Origin of the sequence: Limosilactobacillus kribbianus, from assembly GCF_026413145.1 — a bacterium.
GTDB classification, from domain to species: Bacteria; Bacillota; Bacilli; order Lactobacillales; family Lactobacillaceae; genus Limosilactobacillus; species Limosilactobacillus kribbianus.
In genome coordinates, this window is sequence record NZ_JAOVYZ010000004.1 from 35,471 (window position 1) to 54,282 (window position 18,812).

The window sequence follows — 18,812 nt, forward strand, 5'->3', positions numbered from 1 at the left end:
GAAGGGCGACGATTTCCCGGGAAATATCAGTGCCCTTTCACTAGCGAATCACTTTACTTATGTTAGAATGGACCAAAAGGGAAGGTGAAGGAATGGATACTAAGCAATACCGATTCACGAAGGATGACTTTGACATTCGAAAGGCCCCAACCTGGGTGGCCGACTCAGCTGACCAACTTGATGATATCAAGAAGAAGATCGCGTCGAACGTTAAGCGGATCAAGTCCGCGCAGCGCAAGATGTACGCCCGGCATCGCTACGGGGTTCTCGTAGTTTTTCAGGCAATGGATGCGGCCGGGAAGGACAGCATGATTACCCACATCTTTTCTGGGGTCAATCCGGTGGGCTTCAAGATTGCTAACTTCAAGCAGCCGACCGCGCTTGAAATCCAGCACGATTACCTCTGGCGAATTAATGAGGCCCTGCCCGAACGTGGCTCGTTCGGGGTTTTCAACCGGTCCTACTACGAGGATGTCTTGGTCTCCCGGGTCCACCCGGAGCTGATCATGAAGGCTAACTTGCCGGAGGTCAATACCATCCTAGATGTCAACAAGGACTTCTTCGAACGGCGCTACGAGGACATTCGCCAGTACGAAAAGTACCTTTCCCGCAACGGCTATGTGATTCTGAAATTCTTCCTGCATATTTCCAAGGATGAGCAGCGGAAACGGTTCCTGTCCCGGATTGAAACGCCGCGGAAAAATTGGAAGTTCTCAGCGGCGGATATTCGGGAACGGAAATACTGGGACAAGTATCAGCGGGCTTATGATAAGGCGATCAACGCCACGGCTACCAAAAAGAACCCGTGGTATGTCATCCCGTCCGATGACAAGTGGTATTCCCGCCTGATTGTTTCCGACATCATTACCAAACGAGTTGAGAAGATGCCCCTGGCCTATCCAGAGATGACACCGGAACAGGAAGGTCAACTGGCGGAGGCCCACCAGATTCTCCTGGACGAGGGCAAAAATAAGAAAAAGTAAGTAAAAAACGACGCAAGCTTGGATTAGAAGCTTGCGCCGTTTTGATTTTAATTATAGAAATAAAAAAACACCCGCCGAAGCGAGTGGATATGATGGGCAGTCAGGGGATCGAACCCTGGACCCACGGATTAAGAGTCCGTTGCTCTGCCAGCTGAGCTAACTGCCCATGTCATTGACAACGGTTATTATATTATCAGATTGCTGGCAGTTTGGCAAGAACTTTTTTAAAAAGAATCGCCATTCTATTTTCTCGTTAAGGGGAGCTCCGTAAATTTAACCGTTAAGGCCCAAAACAAACAGTAAAATCGCCACTAAGCAGCCAATCATGATGTAGCTAAGTCCCAGTGCCCGGTGGTGTTTTGCAATCAATGAATCATTCATTCGGGGAAGGCGACTGTGTAATATTTGGTACCAATCTTCTTTTCCCCGAAAGATCTGCCAGCCCCAAAAAGCAATTAGGAGCGGGAAAATGAGCAATAAGATTAGAACAACGGACATGGGTGAACCTCCGATTATTAAACCAAATTCAGTCAATATCAATTTGAGCTTATTTAGAACGCGGCATCCCAAAAAACAGCAGGCTCCGAATGAAACCTGCTGCTAATATTAAGGTAGCTTGTGACCAGCTGCCAGGTAAAGGTCATACCATTCCTGGTTGGTTAACTTCACGTCGGCACCCTTGGCACTGTCGGCGATGTGGGCCGGGTTCATGGTGCCGATGATCATCTGCATCTGAGCCGGGTGCTTGAGAATCCAAGCCGCGGCGATGGCGTTCTTGCCGACACCATATTGATCGGCGAGCTTTTGAAGGGCCTGGTTCAGTTCCGGATAGTCGGGATTGTTGATGAAGGTTCCCTCGAAGTTGCCGTACTGGAACGGTGACCAGGTTTGAATCGTGACGTGGTGCTGGCGGGAGAATTCTAGCAAGCCGCCATCGTGATCGACCGAATCGGCGTCGAGCATGTTAGTGTGAATACCGCGGTCGACCATTCCGGTGTGCATCAGGCCAAACTGTAATTGATTGAACATCAGGTGCTGGCTAACGTGACTCTGGACCAATTCGAATTGTTGGGGATTGAAGTTCGAAACCCCGAAGAAGCGGACCTTGCCGCTGGCCTGAAGAAGATCGAAGGCTTCTTCGATCCCGTCAAGGTCCATCAGTGGATCCGGGCGGTGCAGGAGGAGACTGTCGAGGTAGTCGGTGCCCATCCGGGACAGGACTCCGTCGACGGCGTCCAAGATGTGTTCCTTCGTAAATTCATAGCGGCTGCCAAAGACAAAACTGCCGTGACTACGGGCCGGATCAATGATGATGCCGACCTTAGATTGAATGAAGAGGTCGCTTCTGTTCGGCTTAGCTTGCTTGAGGGCCTGGCCAAAGACTTCTTCGGACTTACCCTGACCATAAATATCAGCCGAATCAATGAAATTAATGCCGTTGTCGTAGGCAGTGTCAATTGCCTGTGCTGCTTCGGCTGGGGTCTTGGCTTCCATCCGCATGATCCCTAACGCCATTGCTGGAATCTTAAGGGTGGTGGCACCTAAATTAACTTGCTTCATAATTAAAAACCGTCCTTTCAGTATTGATCCGTTAACTTACACCTATCATGATAAGGAGGTTAGCGAATCCTGACAAGACGGCACCTTTGATTGCCCAGGTTACTTGGCGGTACCCTCGTCTTGCCAGTCACCCAGGTGGTCGGCATCAAACTGCTCATAGAGGGTCCGCAAGCGTTTTTCCTTGAGCTGGCGAACCTCCTGTGTGTTTTCGCAGGTGGGGTGCTTGATCTCGTAGTCGGCCATGTTGAGAAAGCCCCAAGAACACATCACGTCGAGGAGCGGGAAGAGCGAGCGACCGTGCGCAGTAACGGAGTATTCGACCTGGACCGGGACGGTGGGAATGACCGTCCGCTTGATGATCTTGTCGGCTTCCAGTTCCCGTAGCTGGGCCGTGAGCGTCTTCTTAGGCGCGGTTTCGAGGTAGCGCAAAATCTCGCTGTAGCGTTTGGAGCCCGCGGTCTCTAAATAATGAAGAATCAGCGGTTTCCACTTGCCACCGATTACGTCGAGGGTGACTTGAATTTCGCTGAGCGCCGTTTTCTTTGCCATCATTATACCTCACAAAAAATTAGAAATAAAAAAAGAGACTGAGATAAAATCTCAATCTCTGTAAACCTCTGATGGGCAGTCAGGGGATCGAACCCTGGACCCACGGATTAAGAGTCCGTTGCTCTGCCAGCTGAGCTAACTGCCCATATTTGTAACCCCTCAACAAGGTACTTTACTAATTTATCATTCGACTATGAGATTGTCAAGGCCAACCCGCAAAAAATGTAAAAAAAGCGAGCTGTGCTATAATAGGGGCACGGTTATTAAGTTTGAGTTAAATTAAATCAATCACCCAGTGGAGGGGATTCTTGAGATGGCAAAGAAGATATTAGTCGTCGATGACGAAAAACCAATTTCAGATATCATTAAATTTAACCTTGAAAAGGAAGGCTACACGGTCGTCACCGCCTATGATGGCGAGGAGGCCCTGGAAAAAGTTGAAAGTGAAAATCCGGACCTGATCATTCTGGACCTGATGCTGCCAAAGATCGATGGATTGGAGGTTGCCAAGCGCGTTCGGGCTAAGCACACCATGCCGATCATCATGGTCACGGCCAAGGACTCCGAATTAGACAAGATCCTGGGCCTGGAATTAGGGGCCGATGATTACGTCACTAAGCCGTTCTCGAACCGTGAACTGGTGGCTCGGGTCAAGGCCAACTTGCGGCGCCAGGCCACGCTGAAGGCTCCAGCAGAAGAGGACAAAAACACCGACATTAAGGTTGGGGACCTGACGATTCACCCCGAGGCCTACACGGTTACTAAGCGTGGCGAAAACATTAATCTGACCCACCGGGAGTTCGAATTGCTCCACTACCTGGCCCAGCACATTGGTCAGGTTATCAACCGGGAGCACCTCTTGCAGACCGTTTGGGGCTATGACTACTTCGGCGACGTGCGGACGGTCGACGTGACGGTCCGGCGGCTGCGGGAGAAGATCGAGGACAACCCGAGTCACCCGCAATGGCTGATCACCCGGCGGGGAGTCGGCTACTACCTAGCAAATCCAGACCAAAATTAGAGGCTGAGCAGTTGTGAACAGCAAACTAAAATTCTACCAGTCAATTCGTTTTAAAATCGCCCTCGTATTCGCGTTAATGCTGATGCTGACGCTAGAATGCGTCGGGGCGGTTTTTGTGCGTCAATTGGAGCATCAAAACCTCAACACCTTCAAGCAGTCGATCGAGCTGCCGTCCTATGTTGATAACTCCCTGAGCACCCAGCTGGCCCGTTCGGACACGAAAAAGGCCAACCGGCAGATCAAGCAGATCCTCTCGGAAGTCAACAACAATAACATTTCCGAGATTCGGGTGATCGACAACAAGGGGACCATTCGGGGGACCAGCAATGCCGACAATCGTGAGACGATTGGGCAGAAGTCGACCGACCAGGCGGTCAAGGCCACCCTTTTGAATAACCGGTCCCATTCGGAGAATATCTATGATAATGCCAACCATACCCGTTACTACATTAATGTGGTTCCCTTAGTGGACTCCAGCAACAACAACGTCATCGGGGCAGTGTACCTGCGGGCAAGCCTGGAGACGGTTTACTCGAATATCAACAACATTACGCTGATTTACCTGTCAGCGGCCCTGATCACGATTGCCATCGGCTTGGTAATGGCCATCCTTATTTCCCAGGAAATAACCCGGCCGATCGAGGAGATGCGAAAGCAAACGCTTCGGATCGCCCGGGGAGACTTCTCCGGTCAGGTCCGGGTGTTAGGCAACGACGAGCTTGGTCAGCTGGCCGGAGCAGTTAACAACCTGTCCGTGCGGGTCGAGGAGGCCCAAGAGTCAACCGATTCCGAACGACGGCGACTCGATAGCGTCCTCTCCCACATGTCCGATGGGGTGCTGGCGACCGACCGGCGAGGCAACGTAACGATTGTCAATAACATGGCCCTGCAGCTTTTGGGCGTGGACCACGAGGACGACTTGATCGGCAAGTCAATTATTGACGTGCTGAACATTCGTCATGACTACACCGTTCGGCAGCTGGTTAACACCGAGCAGCGCGAGATGATTATTGATACCGCAAACGACGGCAGCAACCTGATCCTGCGGGCCTACTTCTCCCCAATTCAACGGGAGTCCGGTTTCGTCAGCGGGTTGGTCTGCGTCTTGCACGACGTTACTAGCCAGGAAAAGGAAGAGCGAGAACGGAAACAATTCGTCTCCAACGTTTCACACGAATTGCGGACGCCGTTAACCAGTGTTCACAGCTATGTCGAGGCCTTGAGCGACGGTGCCTGGAAGGATAAGGACGTGGCGCCGAAGTTTCTTGAGGTTATCCAAGGGGAAACCGACCGGATGATCCGAATGATTAACGACCTGCTGAGTCTGTCGCGGATGGATGCCGGAACGACTAAATTAAACTTGGAATACGTCAACATCAAGGAGCTCTTGAACTACATTCTGGATCGTTTTGACATGATCATCAAAAAGGAAGAGGAAGACGGCTCTTCGAACAAGAAGTACAGCATTGAGCGGCACTTCACTGAAAAGGATCTCTGGGTTGAGATCGACACCGATAAGTTCACCCAAGTGATCGATAACATCATGAATAACGCGATTAAGTACTCGCCGGATGGTGGAATTATTACGGTCCGCCTCCTGGAGACTCACAATCACGTGATTATGAGCATTGCCGATCAGGGACTGGGGATTCCACGCAAGGATCTCGGCCGGATCTTTGACCGCTTCTTCCGGGTTGACAAGGCCCGGAGCAGAAAGCAGGGCGGGACCGGACTGGGTCTTGCCATTTCAAAGGAAGTCATCAACATGCTTGGTGGCCAGATTTGGGTTGACAGCGTAGAAGGCCATGGTTCGACCTTCTACATTTCGCTGCCATACGTACCATACGATGAGGAGGATGATTGGGATGATCAAGAAGCTGAGAGCTAACTGGTTATCGATTGCTCTGGCGGTCGTCGTGCTGATCAGTTTCATTCTCTCGGCGATCATTTGGACCAATCCGTTCCAATATGACCACCCCCGCCGGGAAAACGGCACGGGGGCGAGTCAGCAGCAGACGACCCAGTCGATCGGCGATGTCTACCTGCCGACGACCATCGTCAAAACCAATGGGGATAACAACCAGCAGCTGTTGTACAGCCAGCGCAAGAACCTGATTTACCATGCAAAAAAGGCGATGACGGGTTGGCAGCTGGGTGGTACCAGCACTGTCAAGACCAACAATAGTGATGTTTACCTGAGTTACCTGCGTCACCGCAATTCGCTGATGCTCAGCTACCCAGACGATATTTCCGGGACGGTCTTCAATGAAACCTTCAAACAGTCGATTGATACCAACCGGGTCAAAAAGATCAATCACATCGTCATTCCACTGAACGGGACAAAGGCGATCTACCTGCTCAGCGACAGCCACTACGCGATTTACCGGGTCCGGATTACCAAGGGCAGCCCCGAGTCGATGGTAACAAGTAAACGCGGTGTAAAACCGATCAGCGTCGACCATCGGATCGTTAACGGGCATGCGGTGATGATCTACCTGCACTCCTTTACCCTGCCCCGGCTGGCCTACCAGATCAGCGATCAGAAAATCAATAACCTGAGCGCCAACCTGATGAGCACCAACCAGCATACCAATACTACGACCCATCAAGATGGGAACCGGACCGTCTACACGGATGGCACCAATCGGCATTTGGTTTATGATGCTACTCGGGGAACCGTTGACTACGAAAATGATGTTGGGCGTTCCGACGTGGTGGAGACGTCCCAGATTTATTCGCACTTCTACCGCGCTCTGGTGAAGACGGGAATGCCGCTGAACAACATTCGCTTTGACGAGGTCAGCAATGGTGGGCGGACCATCACTTACCGCAGCTATGTGGAGGGCTTCCCGATCATCAACGACAACAACTATGGCGGTGCTAAACTGCGGGCCAACCAGCGGGGAACGGAGCACTACCTGTTAAGTCTCTACACCGTTCAAGTACCGCTGCCGCTTGATGGTTCAACGGTTAAGCTGCCGTCCACGGCTAGCGTCCTGAACCAGCTGCACGAAAATGGTCACTTTAAGAACGTTACAAACCTGCGTGTTGGTTACGAGTGGAAGTCCGATTCAGAAAACCATCAGACTGTCAAGATCGAACCGACGTACTTCGTGAAGTATCGGGGCCGGTGGATCAACTACACCGCTCTTTTGAAGTAGGGGGGAGCAAAGAATGAATTTCAAACGTATTCAATGGATCTTTTTATTTGCTTTCCTAGTCTTTGACCTGGTGGTTGCGGGGTCGCTTTTTTTCCAAAATCGCTTTACGATCTCAAACAGCAACCCTAATCGGCAGGAAATGGTCCTCAAGGAGATGAAGGTCGACGAAATCAGTTGCAAGCCGTTGTCGAACCAGCAAAAACTCGGCTACTACATCGCAGGGAGCCGGTCCGGTGAGAACGACAAGCTCGATTCACAGACGAGTAAGCTCCATGACCAAAATTACCGCTTTTCATCCAATACGTTGGTCAGCACCTTTGACAATCCCATCAAGGTTGACCGCCATCACCCGGAACAGCGGTTAAACCGGTTGGTCAAAAACGCGCATTCGATCGCCCTGGGCAAGGAATATCACTACGATGCCCAACTGTCGGATTACAACACGGCTGTTTACACTCAGCGCTTGGCACACCAGGCACTTGACTCAACGGATGGCCAGTTGCGTTTTCGCATCAACAGCAACGGTGCAGTGACCGGCTACACGCAAACCTACCTTGAAAACCGGCGAATTCTGCGTCCTGAGGCCCCAATCATCAGCCAGCAGCACGCGGTGACCTGGCTGTACAAGCACAACCTGATTCCGAACAACTCCCAGGTGCGGTGGGCTAAGCTGACCTATACGAAGCTGCTAGTGACCAACAGTCACGACCAAAATGTTTATGTGCCAACCTGGGTCGTGGAGGTCCGGACCAAGAATGCCGACACGGTTCAGCATCTGCGGGTGAACGCCTTCAACAGCACGATTATGAAGAGCAGCCCGGATAATGTTAATATGAGTTCAATCGATAAATAAGGAGTAGTCTGACGTGAGTGAAAAGGATTTTTTGCGTTACAGTATACTAGCCAGTGGCAGCACGGGAAACGTCACCTATTTGGAAACCGCCCATCACCGGATCCTGATCGATGCCGGACTGAGTGGCAAGCGGATTGAAAACTTAATGAATAAGATCAACCGGACGCTCAAGGACGTCGAGGCGATCTTCGTCACCCACGAGCACGGCGACCACAGCCACGGGGTCGGGGTCCTGGCCCGGCGCTACGGGATGGACGTTTACGCCAACGAGGGCACCTGGCAGGCGATGGCCAAGCGGGTTGGCAAGATCCCGTTGGAACAAAAGCATATCCTGGCGCCCAATCACGTGGCCGACTTGGGTGACATGGAAGTGGAGAGCTTCGCGGTTTCCCACGATGCCGCTGAGCCTCAATTTTACCAGGTTCATCATGATAACAAGACCTTCTGCATCCTGACTGATACCGGCTACGTCTCGGACCGGGTGGCGGGGACCATCAAGAACGCCGACGCCTATCTGATGGAATGCAACCACGATACCGAGATGCTGCGGATGGGCCCATATTCCTGGCCGCTCAAGCAACGAATCTTAGGTGATGAGGGCCACCTGTCTAACGAAGAGGGCGCTGATGCCTTAATGGACGTGATCGGTCCGCGGACAAAGGAGATTTTCCTCGGCCACCGCAGTCAGCACAATAACATGCGCTCCTTGGCCCACCTGACCGTGGCCAGTCTGATGGAGCAGCACGACTTTGGAGTTGATCATGACTTTCAGTTGCATGATGCTGAACCAACGACGCCTAGCGAACTTCTGACCCTATGAAAATTAAACAATTGATACATTAAATTCAATCAATCTTCATAATTAGTTCGTATTGTGAAGATAAAAAGACTGGAGGAATTGGAATGAGAAATAGTGATCAGGAAGGGCCACACCGGTCCAACCGTTTTTGGTTTAAAGTTGCCGGCGTGGGTCTGCTTGCCGGCCTGATCGGCGGTGGGGTTGCCGTCGGGGTCGGCAGCGCGATTCAGCACCATGAGGCCGTCGTCAGCACCCGGGTACCGAGCGGCTCGAACAAGTCTGGCGGTACCAAGGTTAACAAGAATAAGGCCGACTTGAATGGGGAAGCAACTAAAGCTTACAACTCCGTTCAGGAAGCCGTCGTCAGCGTGATCAATAAGCAAAACGTCCAGCAGAACAACGGGATCATGGGGATGTTTGGTTCCACCAGTCAGGACGGCAGCTCTTCAAGTTCCAGCGGCAAGTTGGAGACGGCCAGTGAAGGTTCCGGGGTGATCTACAAGAAGAGCGGCAACACCGCCTACATTGTTACTAATAACCACGTGGTCAAGGGTTCCAGCGCCCTGCAGGTAATCATGAGCAACGGGAAGAAAGTCAATGCCCAATTGGTCGGTACGGATTCCGCCACCGACCTGGCCGTCCTGAAGATCAATGCCGCCAACGTCACCACGGTAGCTCAGTTTGGGAACTCCAACTCAATTACCGCGGGTCAGGATGTCTTGGCGATTGGCTCCCCAATGGGCAGTGAGTATGCTAACACCGTCACGAAGGGGATCGTTTCAGCTAAGAACCGGACCCTGAAGGCCGGCACGGACGGTACTCTGACTTCGGTTATCCAGACCGACGCAGCGATCAACGCCGGGAATTCTGGTGGACCGCTGATCAACCTGGCCGGTCAGGTGATCGGGATCAATTCGATGAAGCTGTCCTCGGACAACGAGGGTTCCTCAGTTGAGGGGATGGGCTTTGCCATTCCAAGCAATGAGGTCGTTTCGATCATCAACCAGCTGATCAAGAACGGGAAAATTGAGCGGCCCGCTTTAGGGATCGGGATGGTCGACTTAAGCAACGTCACCACCGACCAGCAGCAATCTGTTTTGAAACTGCCATCAAGTGTTACCAAAGGGGTGGTAGTGATGCAGGTTAACAGCGGTTCTGCAGCCGCTAGTGCTGGTCTTAAGCAGTATGACGTGATTACCCAGCTGGGTGATAAGAAGATTACCAACGCCAGCACGCTGAAGGCGGCCCTGTACAAGTACAAGGTCGGTGATAGCGCCAAGATTACTTATTACCGCAACGGTAAACAACAGACAACGACTATCCACCTGACCAAGGCGGCTACGGATAGTGACAGTCAGTCTAATCAAGACGATGGCCAATAATGTAAAACTAGTCCGAGCGTTTTCGTCTCGGGCTTTTTGGTTGGCCGGGTGGTAAAATGCAACTATGAGAGAAATGAAGGGGTGGTAAGAAATGAATAATCCGCAGTTTAAGTACCCAGACACCAAGGCCTATGAGTTCGTGGTAAATCGTCTCCAGGAGCGTGGCGTTCAGCTATCCGACCTGGTCGACATTATTTACCAGAGCCAGAAGGCCTTTGAACCGACGCTGACGGTGGAGCGCTGTCAGGAATACCTGACGGATGCCCTCCACAAGCGGGAGCTGCTCAATAATGCCATGGTGATGCTGGAACTGGACCGGCTGACGGAGGCCGGGCAGGTTGCCGAGCCGCTGTCGAGCATCATCAAGAACGACGTGGGTGTCTTTGGGGTCGATGAAACCTTGGCCTTGCAGATTGCCAACATCTACGGCACGATCGGCACCACCAACTTTGGCTACTTCGATCGAGTCAAGAAGGGGATCATTGCGCGCTACGACACTGCCGACAACCACGTCAACACCTTCATCGATGACCTCTTAGCGGCGATTGTTGCGGCCGTTTGTGGGAAGATTGCCCACCAGTACGCCTGAGTAAAAGGTCTTATCGGGAAATAATCCGAACAATATTAGGGGAGAATATCAAGAAAGTTTACCAAGCCACGAGACGTTGCTTAATTAGCACGTTTCGTGGTATTTTTGGTTGGAAATTGACGAAAAATTACCTAAAATAGTGGTTGTGGATAAGTCCGTGGATAAATCGACGAAGGCAGGACGACTTTTAACAAATGCCTTTACAAAGGCAAAAGTCAAAGTTGAAAAGTTATCCACAGGCATTATAAAAAGATGTTGATAAGTGGAATTTTAGAAATTACAACTGACGAAACCCCTTGCTTAACGGGCGATTAACTGACGGCGTGCCGAACGGTTGTTTTTGTGGAAAACTTCTTTTTCAGAAAGGGCTTTCGACTGTCTTTTTTGGCCGAACATTCCGTTGCTGTGAATCAAAAGTTATGCACCTGTGGATAAGTGTGTGGATAAAGTGTGGAAAGCGGTGGATTAGTGTGAATATCAAAATTATCGGTGTTGGAAAACTCAAGGAAAAGTATTTTAAGGCGGGAATTGCCGAGTATGGGAAACGACTTGGCCGTTTTTGTAAATTTCAAATTGTCGAAGTTCCGGATGAAAAGGCGCCTGAATCGTTAAGCCAGGCCGAAATGGATGAGGTGATGGCCAAAGAAGGCGAGCGGATCCTGGCAAAAATTAAGGACCGGGAGTATGTTTTTGCCCTGGCGATCAAGGGGAAGGAACGGACGTCTGAAGAGTTTGCTAAGGAGATTAATCGCCTGGCGACCTATGGGCACAGCGACATTACCTTTGTTATCGGTGGCTCTTTAGGGCTCAGTCCGGCCGTCTTAAAGCGAGCCGATACTCAGATCTCGTTTGGTCGTTTCACCCTGCCCCACCAACTGATGCGGTTGGTTTTATCTGAACAAATTTATCGGGCCTTCACAATTATTAACGGGCTGCCCTACCACAAGTAATTGTGAACTGAATAAAATGAGAATAGTCTTGTGAATTTAACGACGATCACCTCTAATCGGCTGGTCGTTTTTAGTTTGCGAAAACGGTTGCGAGGCAATTGTGACAATTGAGTGATACAAATGATAAAAAATGCTCAATTTAGCACAGAATTATACATTTTTGCTTGAAAATGATGGCAAATTATGCAACCATAGAAACCGTATTCAAATGCCAAGAGGAGGCTATATTTAATATGAATAGACAATTTGATTTCTTAATGCCAAGCGTTAACTTCTTTGGCCCCGGTGTTATCGCCAAGATCGGTGACCGTGCCAAGATGCTCAACATGCACAAGCCACTGATCGTTACCCAGGAAAGCTTGGAAAAGATTGAGAACGGTCCAGTCGTTCAAACCCGTCAATCACTGGAAAAGGCTGGCGTTGACTACGCTATCTTTAACGGTGTTGAACCTAACCCAAAGATTCGTAACATCAAGGCTGGTAAGAAGATGTACGAAGAAGAAAAGTGTGACTCCATCATCACTGTCGGTGGGGGTTCCGCTCACGACTGTGGTAAGGGAATTGGGATCATTCTGACCAACGGTGATGACATCACCAAGCTGGCTGGGATCGAAACGCTGGACAAGCCACTGCCGCCTCTGATGGCCGTTAACACGACTGCCGGGACTGGTTCTGAACTGACCCGTCACGCCGTTATCACGAACGAAGAAGACCACCTCAAGTTCGTTGTTGTTTCTTGGCGGAACATTCCATTGGTATCCTTCAACGATCCAATGCTGATGCTCGGTGTTCCACAATCAGTTACTGCCGCTACTGGTTGTGATGCCTTCGTTCAGGCCATCGAACCATATGTTTCCGTTGACCACAACCCAATCACGGACAGTCAATGTAAGGAAGCTATCCAACTGATCCAAGAAGCTCTGCCAGAAGCTGTTGCCAATGGTCAGAACGTTGAAGCCCGGACCAAGATGGTTGAAGCCGAAATGCTTGCCGGCATGGCCTTCAACAACGCTAACCTGGGTTACGTTCACGCCATGGCTCACCAGCTGGGTGGTCAATACGACGCTCCTCACGGTGTCTGCTGTGCACTGCTGCTGACCACGGTTGAAGAGTACAACCTGATCGCTTGCCCAGACCGGTTCGCTGAATTGGCTGAAATCATGGGCTACGACACGACTGGTCTGACGACGATGCAGGCTGCTCGCAAGTCCATCGAAGGCATGCGTGAAATGTGCAAGGCCGTTGGTATTCCAGCTTCTATCAAGGAAATTGGTGCTAAGCCAGAAGACTTCCCATTGATGGCTGAAAATGCCCTCAAGGATGGGAATGCCTTCTCCAACCCACGGAAGGGTACGAAGCAAGAAATCATCGACCTTTACCAAAAGGCATACGATGGTATTTACTAAAATTAAATTAAGTGTGGGCATGGCTAAGGCAGCTTAGCCAAAAGAACGGCCGGTCAAAATGAATCGCTCATTTTGACCGGCCGTTTGCTATAATTAGGATATTAAACTTTGCGAAAGAAGGAACTGCCTGTGGCCAAGTCCACCCGGAATAAGACGATTGATTTTTCACTAGACGAGGCACCGGCCGGGGTCTTGGAACAGCTTCGAACAAGCGCTGACGATTTGGGGACGCTTGCACTAGCTAGTGACCAGACAATTGTCGGAGACTCCTTTGTGGTCTTGCCTGAACTGCCGGAGCACTGCGCCAACCTGGCCCTGGTTGATCCGCCCTACAATCTTAACAAGCATTATGACGGGCTAACCTTCAAGAAGATGCATCCAACTAGCTATCAAGAATTTACCCAGCACTGGATTAATTGTCTCCTGCCTAAATTGACGCCGAACGCCACCGTCTACGTCTTTGCCGATTGGGCAACCAGCATGACCCTGGCCCCAATCCTGGCGCAAAACTTTACGATCAAGAACCGGATCACCTGGCAGCGTGAGAAGGGACGGGGATCGAAGCGCAATTGGAAGAACGGGATGGAGGACATCTGGTACTTGGTCGTTGACTCCAAGCATTATACTTTCAACGTCGATGCGGTTAAGCAACGACGTCAGGTGATTGCCCCCTACCGGGAAAATGGGAAGGCCAAGGACTGGCAGGAGACCGCCCAGGGCCGCTTTCGGGACACGATGCCGTCGAATTTTTGGGATGATATTTCGATCCCCTATTGGTCGATGCCGGAAAATACTGGCCACCCGACCCAGAAGCCGGAAAAGCTGCTTGCCAAGTTAATCCTGGCGAGCTCGAATCCCGGCGACCTGGTCCTTGATCCCTTCGCCGGGTCCGGTTCCAGTTTGGTAACCGCTAAGAAATTAGGTCGCCACTACCTCGGGGTTGAGCAGAGTAAACTTTATGCGGCCTGGGGAGCGTACCGACTCCTGCAGGCGGATAGCGATAAATTCATCCAGGGCTATACCGACGGCGTTTTCTGGGAACGCAACACCGGGAAGCTCCAGCGGCGGAAACGACGAGAACAAAGAAAATAAATGGGACGAGCTACTGATCATTCAGTACTCGTCCCATTTATTTATTCTTTAACGAAACCATCCGCCACAAATTTGGTACCGAATGCTAGGGTGTTTTCAACTGGGCACTTGCGGGCCACGTCGGCGAGAAATTGTTTGATGTCCTCATCGGATTCGGAGCTACGCAAGTGCGGCTGGTAGCGGATCTCGGTGAACTTGTAGCGATTGTCGTCATCTGTCACGTCCTCGCGTCCAAGATCGCCTTCGATGTCAACCCAGAAGGCCTGAAGATCGAAGTGCCGCTTGCGGGCGAGTTCCGTTGCCGTGATAGCCTGGCAGGCGCCGAACGAGGTCAGCAGGATCTCGACCGGATTCATCCCCGTGTTGGTACTGCCAGGCTCGTCGAAGGTGATCTCAAAGCCACGGGCGGTTCCGGAAACTTGCATTCCCGTGGTGGTCTTGGTGGCCTTTACTTTATAGGTACTCATAGAAAACGCTCCCTTGTTTTTTCTTCAGTGTAGCTGAAGGGGCAGGGGAGCGTCAATTTTAATGCCTAGGTGGCTATTCGGTTTTGATCTCTTGAAAAACCACCGGAACCTTATTAGCCAGGTTATCGCGAACTGGGCAGGTGTTTTCCATGAATTCAACGAACTTCTTGGCTTCGGCCTTAGAGTTTGGTGTCCGGAAGTGAACCGTCATGTGAATGGCGTCCAGCCCCGGCCGTGAAGAATCTGCTTCCTTTTGTCCTTCGAGGGTGATGTAAGAGGAGCTGTAGTCGAAGTGCTGCTTGCGCTTGAAGGTCCCGGCAACGATTGATTCACAGGCGCCAAGGGAGGCCAAGATTGCTTCCTCTGGCTTCATTCCCAGCTCGTAGCCGTTGTCACGATTCGTCAGATCAAAGTTGATCGTAAAGTCACGCACCTGGGCCTGGTAGATGTTTGGCGTGTCCGTGCTGGTGATCGTTGCTTGATATGTTGATATTGCCATAATTGATTAACCCCCGTTCGTTAATCCAAAACCACGCCGTCAACGACGATGTTAATGCCGTTGGTCAGGTTGTCGAGAATTGGTGCCTCCTGCTTGACCGCTTCAACGAATTGCTGGCAATCGGCTTGGGAAGCAGCGGTCTTAAAAGTCATTGCCACACGAATTTCTTGGAAGCCGTTCCGGATGTCGGGATCGCCCATGAAGCCACGGGGATCCAAGTCACCTTCGAGCTTGATTGTCAGCTGATCGTAGTGGAAGCCCTTTTCCGGAGCCAGCTTGGCCGCGGTGGCCTCTAGGGATGCTCCCAGGGTGCTCAATTCGAGCTCGACCGGATTCATTCCGGTGTTAGCGCCACCGCCATTCTTGGGTTCATCAATTGTGTAGTGGTTGCCGCGAGAGTGGGCATCGACCTGGAGCTTTGTTGCGGTCTTACGGGTAGTTGTCTGATATCTCTTCATCGTATTATTTCCCCTTTATTTAGAACCTATAAGCGCTTACACCATCATTATATGAAATCAGCCTTTAAAGTCGATAGTTAACTAACTAATTATTCTACTGGGTGGTATAATCCTAAATAAGAGCAATCGCAGAAGGGAGGAGAAAATGATGCAAAAGGTATTTGACCTTGAGACCTGCATCATGTGCATTACAAGCCAGAGCAGCCGGATGTTTGGCGATGCTCTGGACAAGGAGCTACAGAAGACCAATATCAACCGCAACATTTGGCTGGCGCTGTACTACATTGACCATCATGGATCAATCAATCAAAAGGCGCTGGCGGATCAGATCGGGATTACCGGGGCCAGCATGACCAAAATCATTCAGAAAATGACGGCGGAAGATTTGGTGACGGTTCGGCAGAGCAAGGAAGACAAACGTCAAAAGGACGTCAGCCTGACCGCGACGGGGCAAAAGCAGCTGATGGCGATCATTCCCCTGGTGCAGAAATTCCAGGCGGAGATGACCGCGGGAATTAGCCAGCAGGAGCTCGACACGGTTGCTACGGTCATGGCAAAGATGCGGCTGAATGCCCAAAAAATTCAGGAAAATTAAAATAATCCGCAGAAGATTTGTCATTTCTGCGGATTATTTTTTATTGATTGCTAGTTAGTAATTATTTCACCTCGTGTGGCGACTGTTTGCCGACCAGGACCAACAGGACGTCGTTGAGGGAGATGTCGACCATGTTCTTAACGGCCAGGTTGGTGAAGAAGGCGATGTGCGGGGTCAGGATGACGTTGTCCATGTCATGGAGCGCCTGAATCTGGGGCACGTCGGCCAAGCCGGTCTTGCTGCGGTCGGTTTGAATAACCGCCGTTTCACCCTCGAAGGTGTCCAGTGCAGCGGCCGCGATAGTGCCGGCTTTCAGCGCCGCGATCAGGTCGGCTGTCTTAACGACTGGCCCCCGACTGGCGTTGACCAGGCCCGCCGTTGGCTTCATCAATTGAAAGTCAGCGGCCGTCATCAGCCCGATAGAGGTCGGGTTGAGGTCGACGTGGAGACTGATCACGTCAGCGCGCTTAAGCAGGTCCTTCTTGGTAGTGTATTCCACAACTTCTTTCATCTCGTCCCGCGGCTTGGTGTCATAGCCAAGGACGGTCGCCCCAAGGTCCTTGAGCAGTCGTGCCAAGGTGCCACCGATCCGCCCGACCCCGATGATGCCGATTGTGGCGGTATGAATCTCGAGTGCCTGCTCGTCACTGAACCAGCGGAAGTCGCCCCGGGCAACCTGGGCGTCGAAGCGGTAGGACTTGCGCAGAAGCCGGAAGATCTGCATCAGGGCGTGCTCGGCAACGCTGCGGGGCGAGTAGGCGGGGACGTTGGTGACGGTTAGTCCATGTTCGTGGGCGGCTTCGATGTCGACCATGTCAAAGCCGGCGGTCCGGGTGGCAATCTGCTTGAGACCGTTGGCGGCCAGCTTGGCGTAGACGCTCGGGTCAACCTTGCTCCGTTGCTGGATCACCAGCCCATCGACGTCTGCGGTCAGGTCCACCGCGTCGTCGATCAGCTTGGGGGTGGTTTCAATCTCGATCCCGTGTTCCTTGGCAAATTCCTTAATCGCCGGTTGCTCATCGTCCCGGACGCTGGTCATTAAAATCTTGGTCATGCTTATTTACGCCTCCACAAAATTCTTGATTCGTTCAACCGCCGTCTTGATGTTGTCCAGACTAGTGGCGTAGCTGATCCGCAGGTGTCCCTGACCGCCGGCACCAAAGTAGGAACCGGGGATGACGGCCACTTTGCCTTCGTTGGCGAGGTCGGTCGCAAACTTGATGTCGTCCTTGCCGAACTTCTCCGGCAGTTTGGCGAAGACGTAGAAGGCCCCGTTTGGCGTGGTGATGGTGAAACCGAGCTTGCGCAGGGCGTCCACCAGGAAGTCCCGCCGCTCCTTGTAGGCGGCCTTCATCTTGAAGGTCGCTTCCTTGCCGGCTTCCGTGGCAAAGGCGGCCGTGGCGGCGGCCATGGCCGGATCGGAAGCGGCGGTCACCATCATCGCGTGGGTAGCGCTGACCGGGCCCATCAATTCCTTGGGGCCGGCGATGAAACCGATCCGGTAGCCGGTCATGGCGTGAGACTTGGAAGCCCCATTGAGGACTAGCGTCTGGTCGGGGATGAATTCGGCAATCGAGGTGTGGGTGCCGTCGTAGACCAGCTCGGAGTAGATTTCGTCGGCGATCACAACCAGGTCGGTGTCCTTGACGGTGTCGGCGAGTGCTTTAACCTGGTCACGGGTGTAGGTGACGCCGGTCGGGTTGGATGGGTAGTTGAGAACCAGGGCCTTGGCAGCTGGATGATCAGCGAGTGCCTGCTTGAGTCGCTCCGGAGTCAGGACGAAATCGTCCGCACTGGTGTCAATCTCGATGGCATTGCTGCCGAGCGGGGTGGTGATGGCGCTGTAGAGCGGGAAGGTCGGGGTGGCGACCAAGACATCGTCGCCGGGGTTGGTGACCGTTGCCAGGCTGGCGTAGATCCCCTCGGTGGCCCCGATTGTAACGGCGATTTCACTGTCAGGGTCGTAGTCCAAGTCGTAGCGGTCCTTCATGAAGTGGGCAATCGCCTTCCGCAGTTCAACTGTTCCGTTGCCAGGTGCGTAATGAGAGTCGTTATCCTCAATGCTCTTAATGGCGGCCTCCTTCATGGGTTCGGGGACGTTGAAGTCGGGTTCACCGAGGGTCAGTTTGACGATTCCCGGAATAGTGCTGGCTTTGTAGTCAAATGCCCGGATGCCGACCGGCTTGAGGCGGGCAAAGTTCTTGTTAATGTTTTTCATAATCGCGGGTTTAGTAGTTGGCATAAATTAATTCCTCCTTAAAAGACAAAGAGCCCGAACGCTGAATCGCTTCAGTATCCGGACCCTTCATCAGATTGGAATGAGTATATAAAGAAGGCTTCCGGATACTTGGGGCTTACCCGGAAGGCACAATGATAGATCACTGCTGGCTAGCGGATAAGGACTTGCTAAACCAGTAGTCATACGCATGCTTCAGTTGGTGCAGTGCG

19 protein-coding genes and 2 tRNA genes are annotated in these 18,812 nt (G+C 51.9%); 12 read left to right on the forward strand and 9 right to left on the reverse strand.

The genetic code is table 11. The features are described from left to right. Positions 1-92 precede the first annotated feature (92 nt). Positions 93-983, forward strand: a complete 891-nt coding sequence (locus OCT58_RS01955; RefSeq protein ID WP_267201157.1) for a PPK2 family polyphosphate kinase — start codon at positions 93-95, stop codon at positions 981-983. Positions 984-1,076: 93 nt separating this feature from the next. Here OCT58_RS01955 and OCT58_RS01960 read toward each other — a convergent pair. The 4 genes from OCT58_RS01960 to OCT58_RS01975 form a co-directional block, all read right to left on the reverse strand. Next, positions 1,077-1,149, reverse strand: a tRNA-Lys gene (locus tag OCT58_RS01960). Between the two features lie 440 nt (positions 1,150-1,589). Then, on the reverse strand, positions 1,590-2,543 hold the full coding sequence (locus OCT58_RS01965) for an aldo/keto reductase (protein ID WP_267201158.1): 954 nt from the start codon (positions 2,541-2,543) through the stop codon (positions 1,590-1,592). 99 nt (positions 2,544-2,642) lie between these two features. Next, complete coding sequence (locus OCT58_RS01970) at positions 2,643-3,092, reverse strand: winged helix-turn-helix transcriptional regulator (protein WP_267201159.1); 450 nt, start codon at positions 3,090-3,092, stop codon at positions 2,643-2,645. A gap of 72 nt (positions 3,093-3,164) precedes the next feature. Continuing rightward, a tRNA-Lys gene (locus tag OCT58_RS01975) sits at positions 3,165-3,237 on the reverse strand. Positions 3,238-3,405: 168 nt separating this feature from the next. Between OCT58_RS01975 and yycF the strand changes: the two genes are divergently transcribed. The 10 genes from yycF to OCT58_RS02025 all read left to right on the forward strand — a co-directional run bounded on the left by yycF (position 3,406) and on the right by OCT58_RS02025 (position 14,345). Then, on the forward strand, positions 3,406-4,113 hold the full coding sequence (gene yycF / locus OCT58_RS01980; RefSeq protein WP_267201160.1) for a response regulator YycF: 708 nt from the start codon (positions 3,406-3,408) through the stop codon (positions 4,111-4,113). Positions 4,114-4,126: 13 nt separating this feature from the next. Further along, positions 4,127-6,001: a cell wall metabolism sensor histidine kinase WalK gene (walK, locus tag OCT58_RS01985; protein ID WP_267201161.1), complete on the forward strand. Its 1,875-nt coding sequence runs from the start codon at positions 4,127-4,129 to the stop codon at positions 5,999-6,001. Then, positions 5,979-7,274 (forward strand): YycH family regulatory protein, encoded by a 1,296-nt coding sequence (locus tag OCT58_RS01990; protein WP_267201162.1) that lies wholly within the window; start codon positions 5,979-5,981, stop codon positions 7,272-7,274. Before walK ends, OCT58_RS01990 begins: the two co-directional genes overlap by 23 nt. 13 nt (positions 7,275-7,287) lie before the next feature. Next, entirely contained in the window at positions 7,288-8,127 is an 840-nt protein-coding gene (locus tag OCT58_RS01995) for a two-component system regulatory protein YycI (RefSeq protein ID WP_267201163.1), read from the forward strand. Positions 8,128-8,140: 13 nt separating this feature from the next. Further along, positions 8,141-8,947, forward strand: a complete 807-nt coding sequence (locus tag OCT58_RS02000; RefSeq protein WP_267201164.1) for an MBL fold metallo-hydrolase — start codon at positions 8,141-8,143, stop codon at positions 8,945-8,947. 83 nt (positions 8,948-9,030) lie between these two features. Next, positions 9,031-10,308 (forward strand): S1C family serine protease, encoded by a 1,278-nt coding sequence (locus OCT58_RS02005; protein ID WP_267201165.1) that lies wholly within the window; start codon positions 9,031-9,033, stop codon positions 10,306-10,308. 91 nt (positions 10,309-10,399) lie between these two features. Beyond that, the gene (locus OCT58_RS02010; protein WP_267201166.1) at positions 10,400-10,897 is read left to right on the forward strand and encodes a phosphatidylglycerophosphatase A family protein; all 498 of its coding nucleotides are present in this window, start codon (positions 10,400-10,402) and stop codon (positions 10,895-10,897) included. A gap of 470 nt (positions 10,898-11,367) precedes the next feature. Next, complete coding sequence (gene rlmH / locus OCT58_RS02015) at positions 11,368-11,847, forward strand: 23S rRNA (pseudouridine(1915)-N(3))-methyltransferase RlmH (protein WP_267201167.1); 480 nt, start codon at positions 11,368-11,370, stop codon at positions 11,845-11,847. Between the two features lie 233 nt (positions 11,848-12,080). Beyond that, the gene (locus tag OCT58_RS02020; RefSeq protein ID WP_267201168.1) at positions 12,081-13,253 is read left to right on the forward strand and encodes an iron-containing alcohol dehydrogenase; all 1,173 of its coding nucleotides are present in this window, start codon (positions 12,081-12,083) and stop codon (positions 13,251-13,253) included. 192 nt (positions 13,254-13,445) lie between these two features. Further along, complete coding sequence (locus OCT58_RS02025) at positions 13,446-14,345, forward strand: DNA-methyltransferase (protein ID WP_438361107.1); 900 nt, start codon at positions 13,446-13,448, stop codon at positions 14,343-14,345. A gap of 41 nt (positions 14,346-14,386) precedes the next feature. On the opposite strand, the gene OCT58_RS02030 is transcribed toward OCT58_RS02025, so the two are convergent. The 3 genes from OCT58_RS02030 to OCT58_RS02040 form a co-directional block, all read right to left on the reverse strand. Next, complete coding sequence (locus OCT58_RS02030) at positions 14,387-14,812, reverse strand: OsmC family protein (RefSeq protein ID WP_267201170.1); 426 nt, start codon at positions 14,810-14,812, stop codon at positions 14,387-14,389. 73 nt (positions 14,813-14,885) lie between these two features. After that, positions 14,886-15,311, reverse strand: a complete 426-nt coding sequence (locus tag OCT58_RS02035) for an OsmC family protein (protein ID WP_267201171.1) — start codon at positions 15,309-15,311, stop codon at positions 14,886-14,888. Positions 15,312-15,331: 20 nt separating this feature from the next. Further along, positions 15,332-15,769 carry an OsmC family protein gene (locus OCT58_RS02040; RefSeq protein ID WP_267201172.1) on the reverse strand — a complete coding sequence of 146 codons (438 nt, stop codon included), beginning with the start codon at positions 15,767-15,769 and terminating at the stop codon, positions 15,332-15,334. 148 nt (positions 15,770-15,917) lie between these two features. Here OCT58_RS02040 and OCT58_RS02045 point away from each other — a divergent pair, with 148 nt between their 5' ends. After that, the gene (locus tag OCT58_RS02045) at positions 15,918-16,364 is read left to right on the forward strand and encodes a MarR family winged helix-turn-helix transcriptional regulator (RefSeq protein WP_267201173.1); all 447 of its coding nucleotides are present in this window, start codon (positions 15,918-15,920) and stop codon (positions 16,362-16,364) included. A gap of 61 nt (positions 16,365-16,425) precedes the next feature. Here OCT58_RS02045 and OCT58_RS02050 read toward each other — a convergent pair whose 3' ends face one another. Both OCT58_RS02050 and OCT58_RS02055 read right to left on the reverse strand, forming a co-directional pair. Then, positions 16,426-17,418, reverse strand: coding sequence for a D-2-hydroxyacid dehydrogenase (locus OCT58_RS02050; protein ID WP_267201174.1), 993 nt, complete (start codon positions 17,416-17,418; stop codon positions 16,426-16,428). A gap of 6 nt (positions 17,419-17,424) precedes the next feature. Next, on the reverse strand, positions 17,425-18,606 hold the full coding sequence (locus tag OCT58_RS02055) for an aminotransferase class I/II-fold pyridoxal phosphate-dependent enzyme (RefSeq protein ID WP_267201175.1): 1,182 nt from the start codon (positions 18,604-18,606) through the stop codon (positions 17,425-17,427). Positions 18,607-18,812 lie beyond the last annotated feature (206 nt).

Excerpts from the sequence above, each read along its gene's own strand:
- OCT58_RS01955 (WP_267201157.1), top strand. The coding sequence starts at position 93 with ATGGATACTAAGCAATACCGATTCACGAAGGATGACTTTGACATTCGA.
- OCT58_RS01965 (WP_267201158.1), bottom strand. The coding sequence starts at position 2,543 with ATGAAGCAAGTTAATTTAGGTGCCACCACCCTTAAGATTCCAGCAATG.
- OCT58_RS01970 (WP_267201159.1), bottom strand. The coding sequence starts at position 3,092 with ATGGCAAAGAAAACGGCGCTCAGCGAAATTCAAGTCACCCTCGACGTA.
- yycF (WP_267201160.1), top strand. The coding sequence starts at position 3,406 with ATGGCAAAGAAGATATTAGTCGTCGATGACGAAAAACCAATTTCAGAT.
- OCT58_RS01990 (WP_267201162.1), top strand. The coding sequence starts at position 5,979 with ATGATCAAGAAGCTGAGAGCTAACTGGTTATCGATTGCTCTGGCGGTC.
- OCT58_RS01995 (WP_267201163.1), top strand. The coding sequence starts at position 7,288 with ATGAATTTCAAACGTATTCAATGGATCTTTTTATTTGCTTTCCTAGTC.
- OCT58_RS02005 (WP_267201165.1), top strand. The coding sequence starts at position 9,031 with ATGAGAAATAGTGATCAGGAAGGGCCACACCGGTCCAACCGTTTTTGG.
- OCT58_RS02010 (WP_267201166.1), top strand. The coding sequence starts at position 10,400 with ATGAATAATCCGCAGTTTAAGTACCCAGACACCAAGGCCTATGAGTTC.
- OCT58_RS02020 (WP_267201168.1), top strand. The coding sequence starts at position 12,081 with ATGAATAGACAATTTGATTTCTTAATGCCAAGCGTTAACTTCTTTGGC.
- OCT58_RS02030 (WP_267201170.1), bottom strand. The coding sequence starts at position 14,812 with ATGAGTACCTATAAAGTAAAGGCCACCAAGACCACCACGGGAATGCAA.
- OCT58_RS02035 (WP_267201171.1), bottom strand. The coding sequence starts at position 15,311 with ATGGCAATATCAACATATCAAGCAACGATCACCAGCACGGACACGCCA.
- OCT58_RS02040 (WP_267201172.1), bottom strand. The coding sequence starts at position 15,769 with ATGAAGAGATATCAGACAACTACCCGTAAGACCGCAACAAAGCTCCAG.
- OCT58_RS02045 (WP_267201173.1), top strand. The coding sequence starts at position 15,918 with ATGCAAAAGGTATTTGACCTTGAGACCTGCATCATGTGCATTACAAGC.
- OCT58_RS02050 (WP_267201174.1), bottom strand. The coding sequence starts at position 17,418 with ATGACCAAGATTTTAATGACCAGCGTCCGGGACGATGAGCAACCGGCG.
- OCT58_RS02055 (WP_267201175.1), bottom strand. The coding sequence starts at position 18,606 with ATGCCAACTACTAAACCCGCGATTATGAAAAACATTAACAAGAACTTT.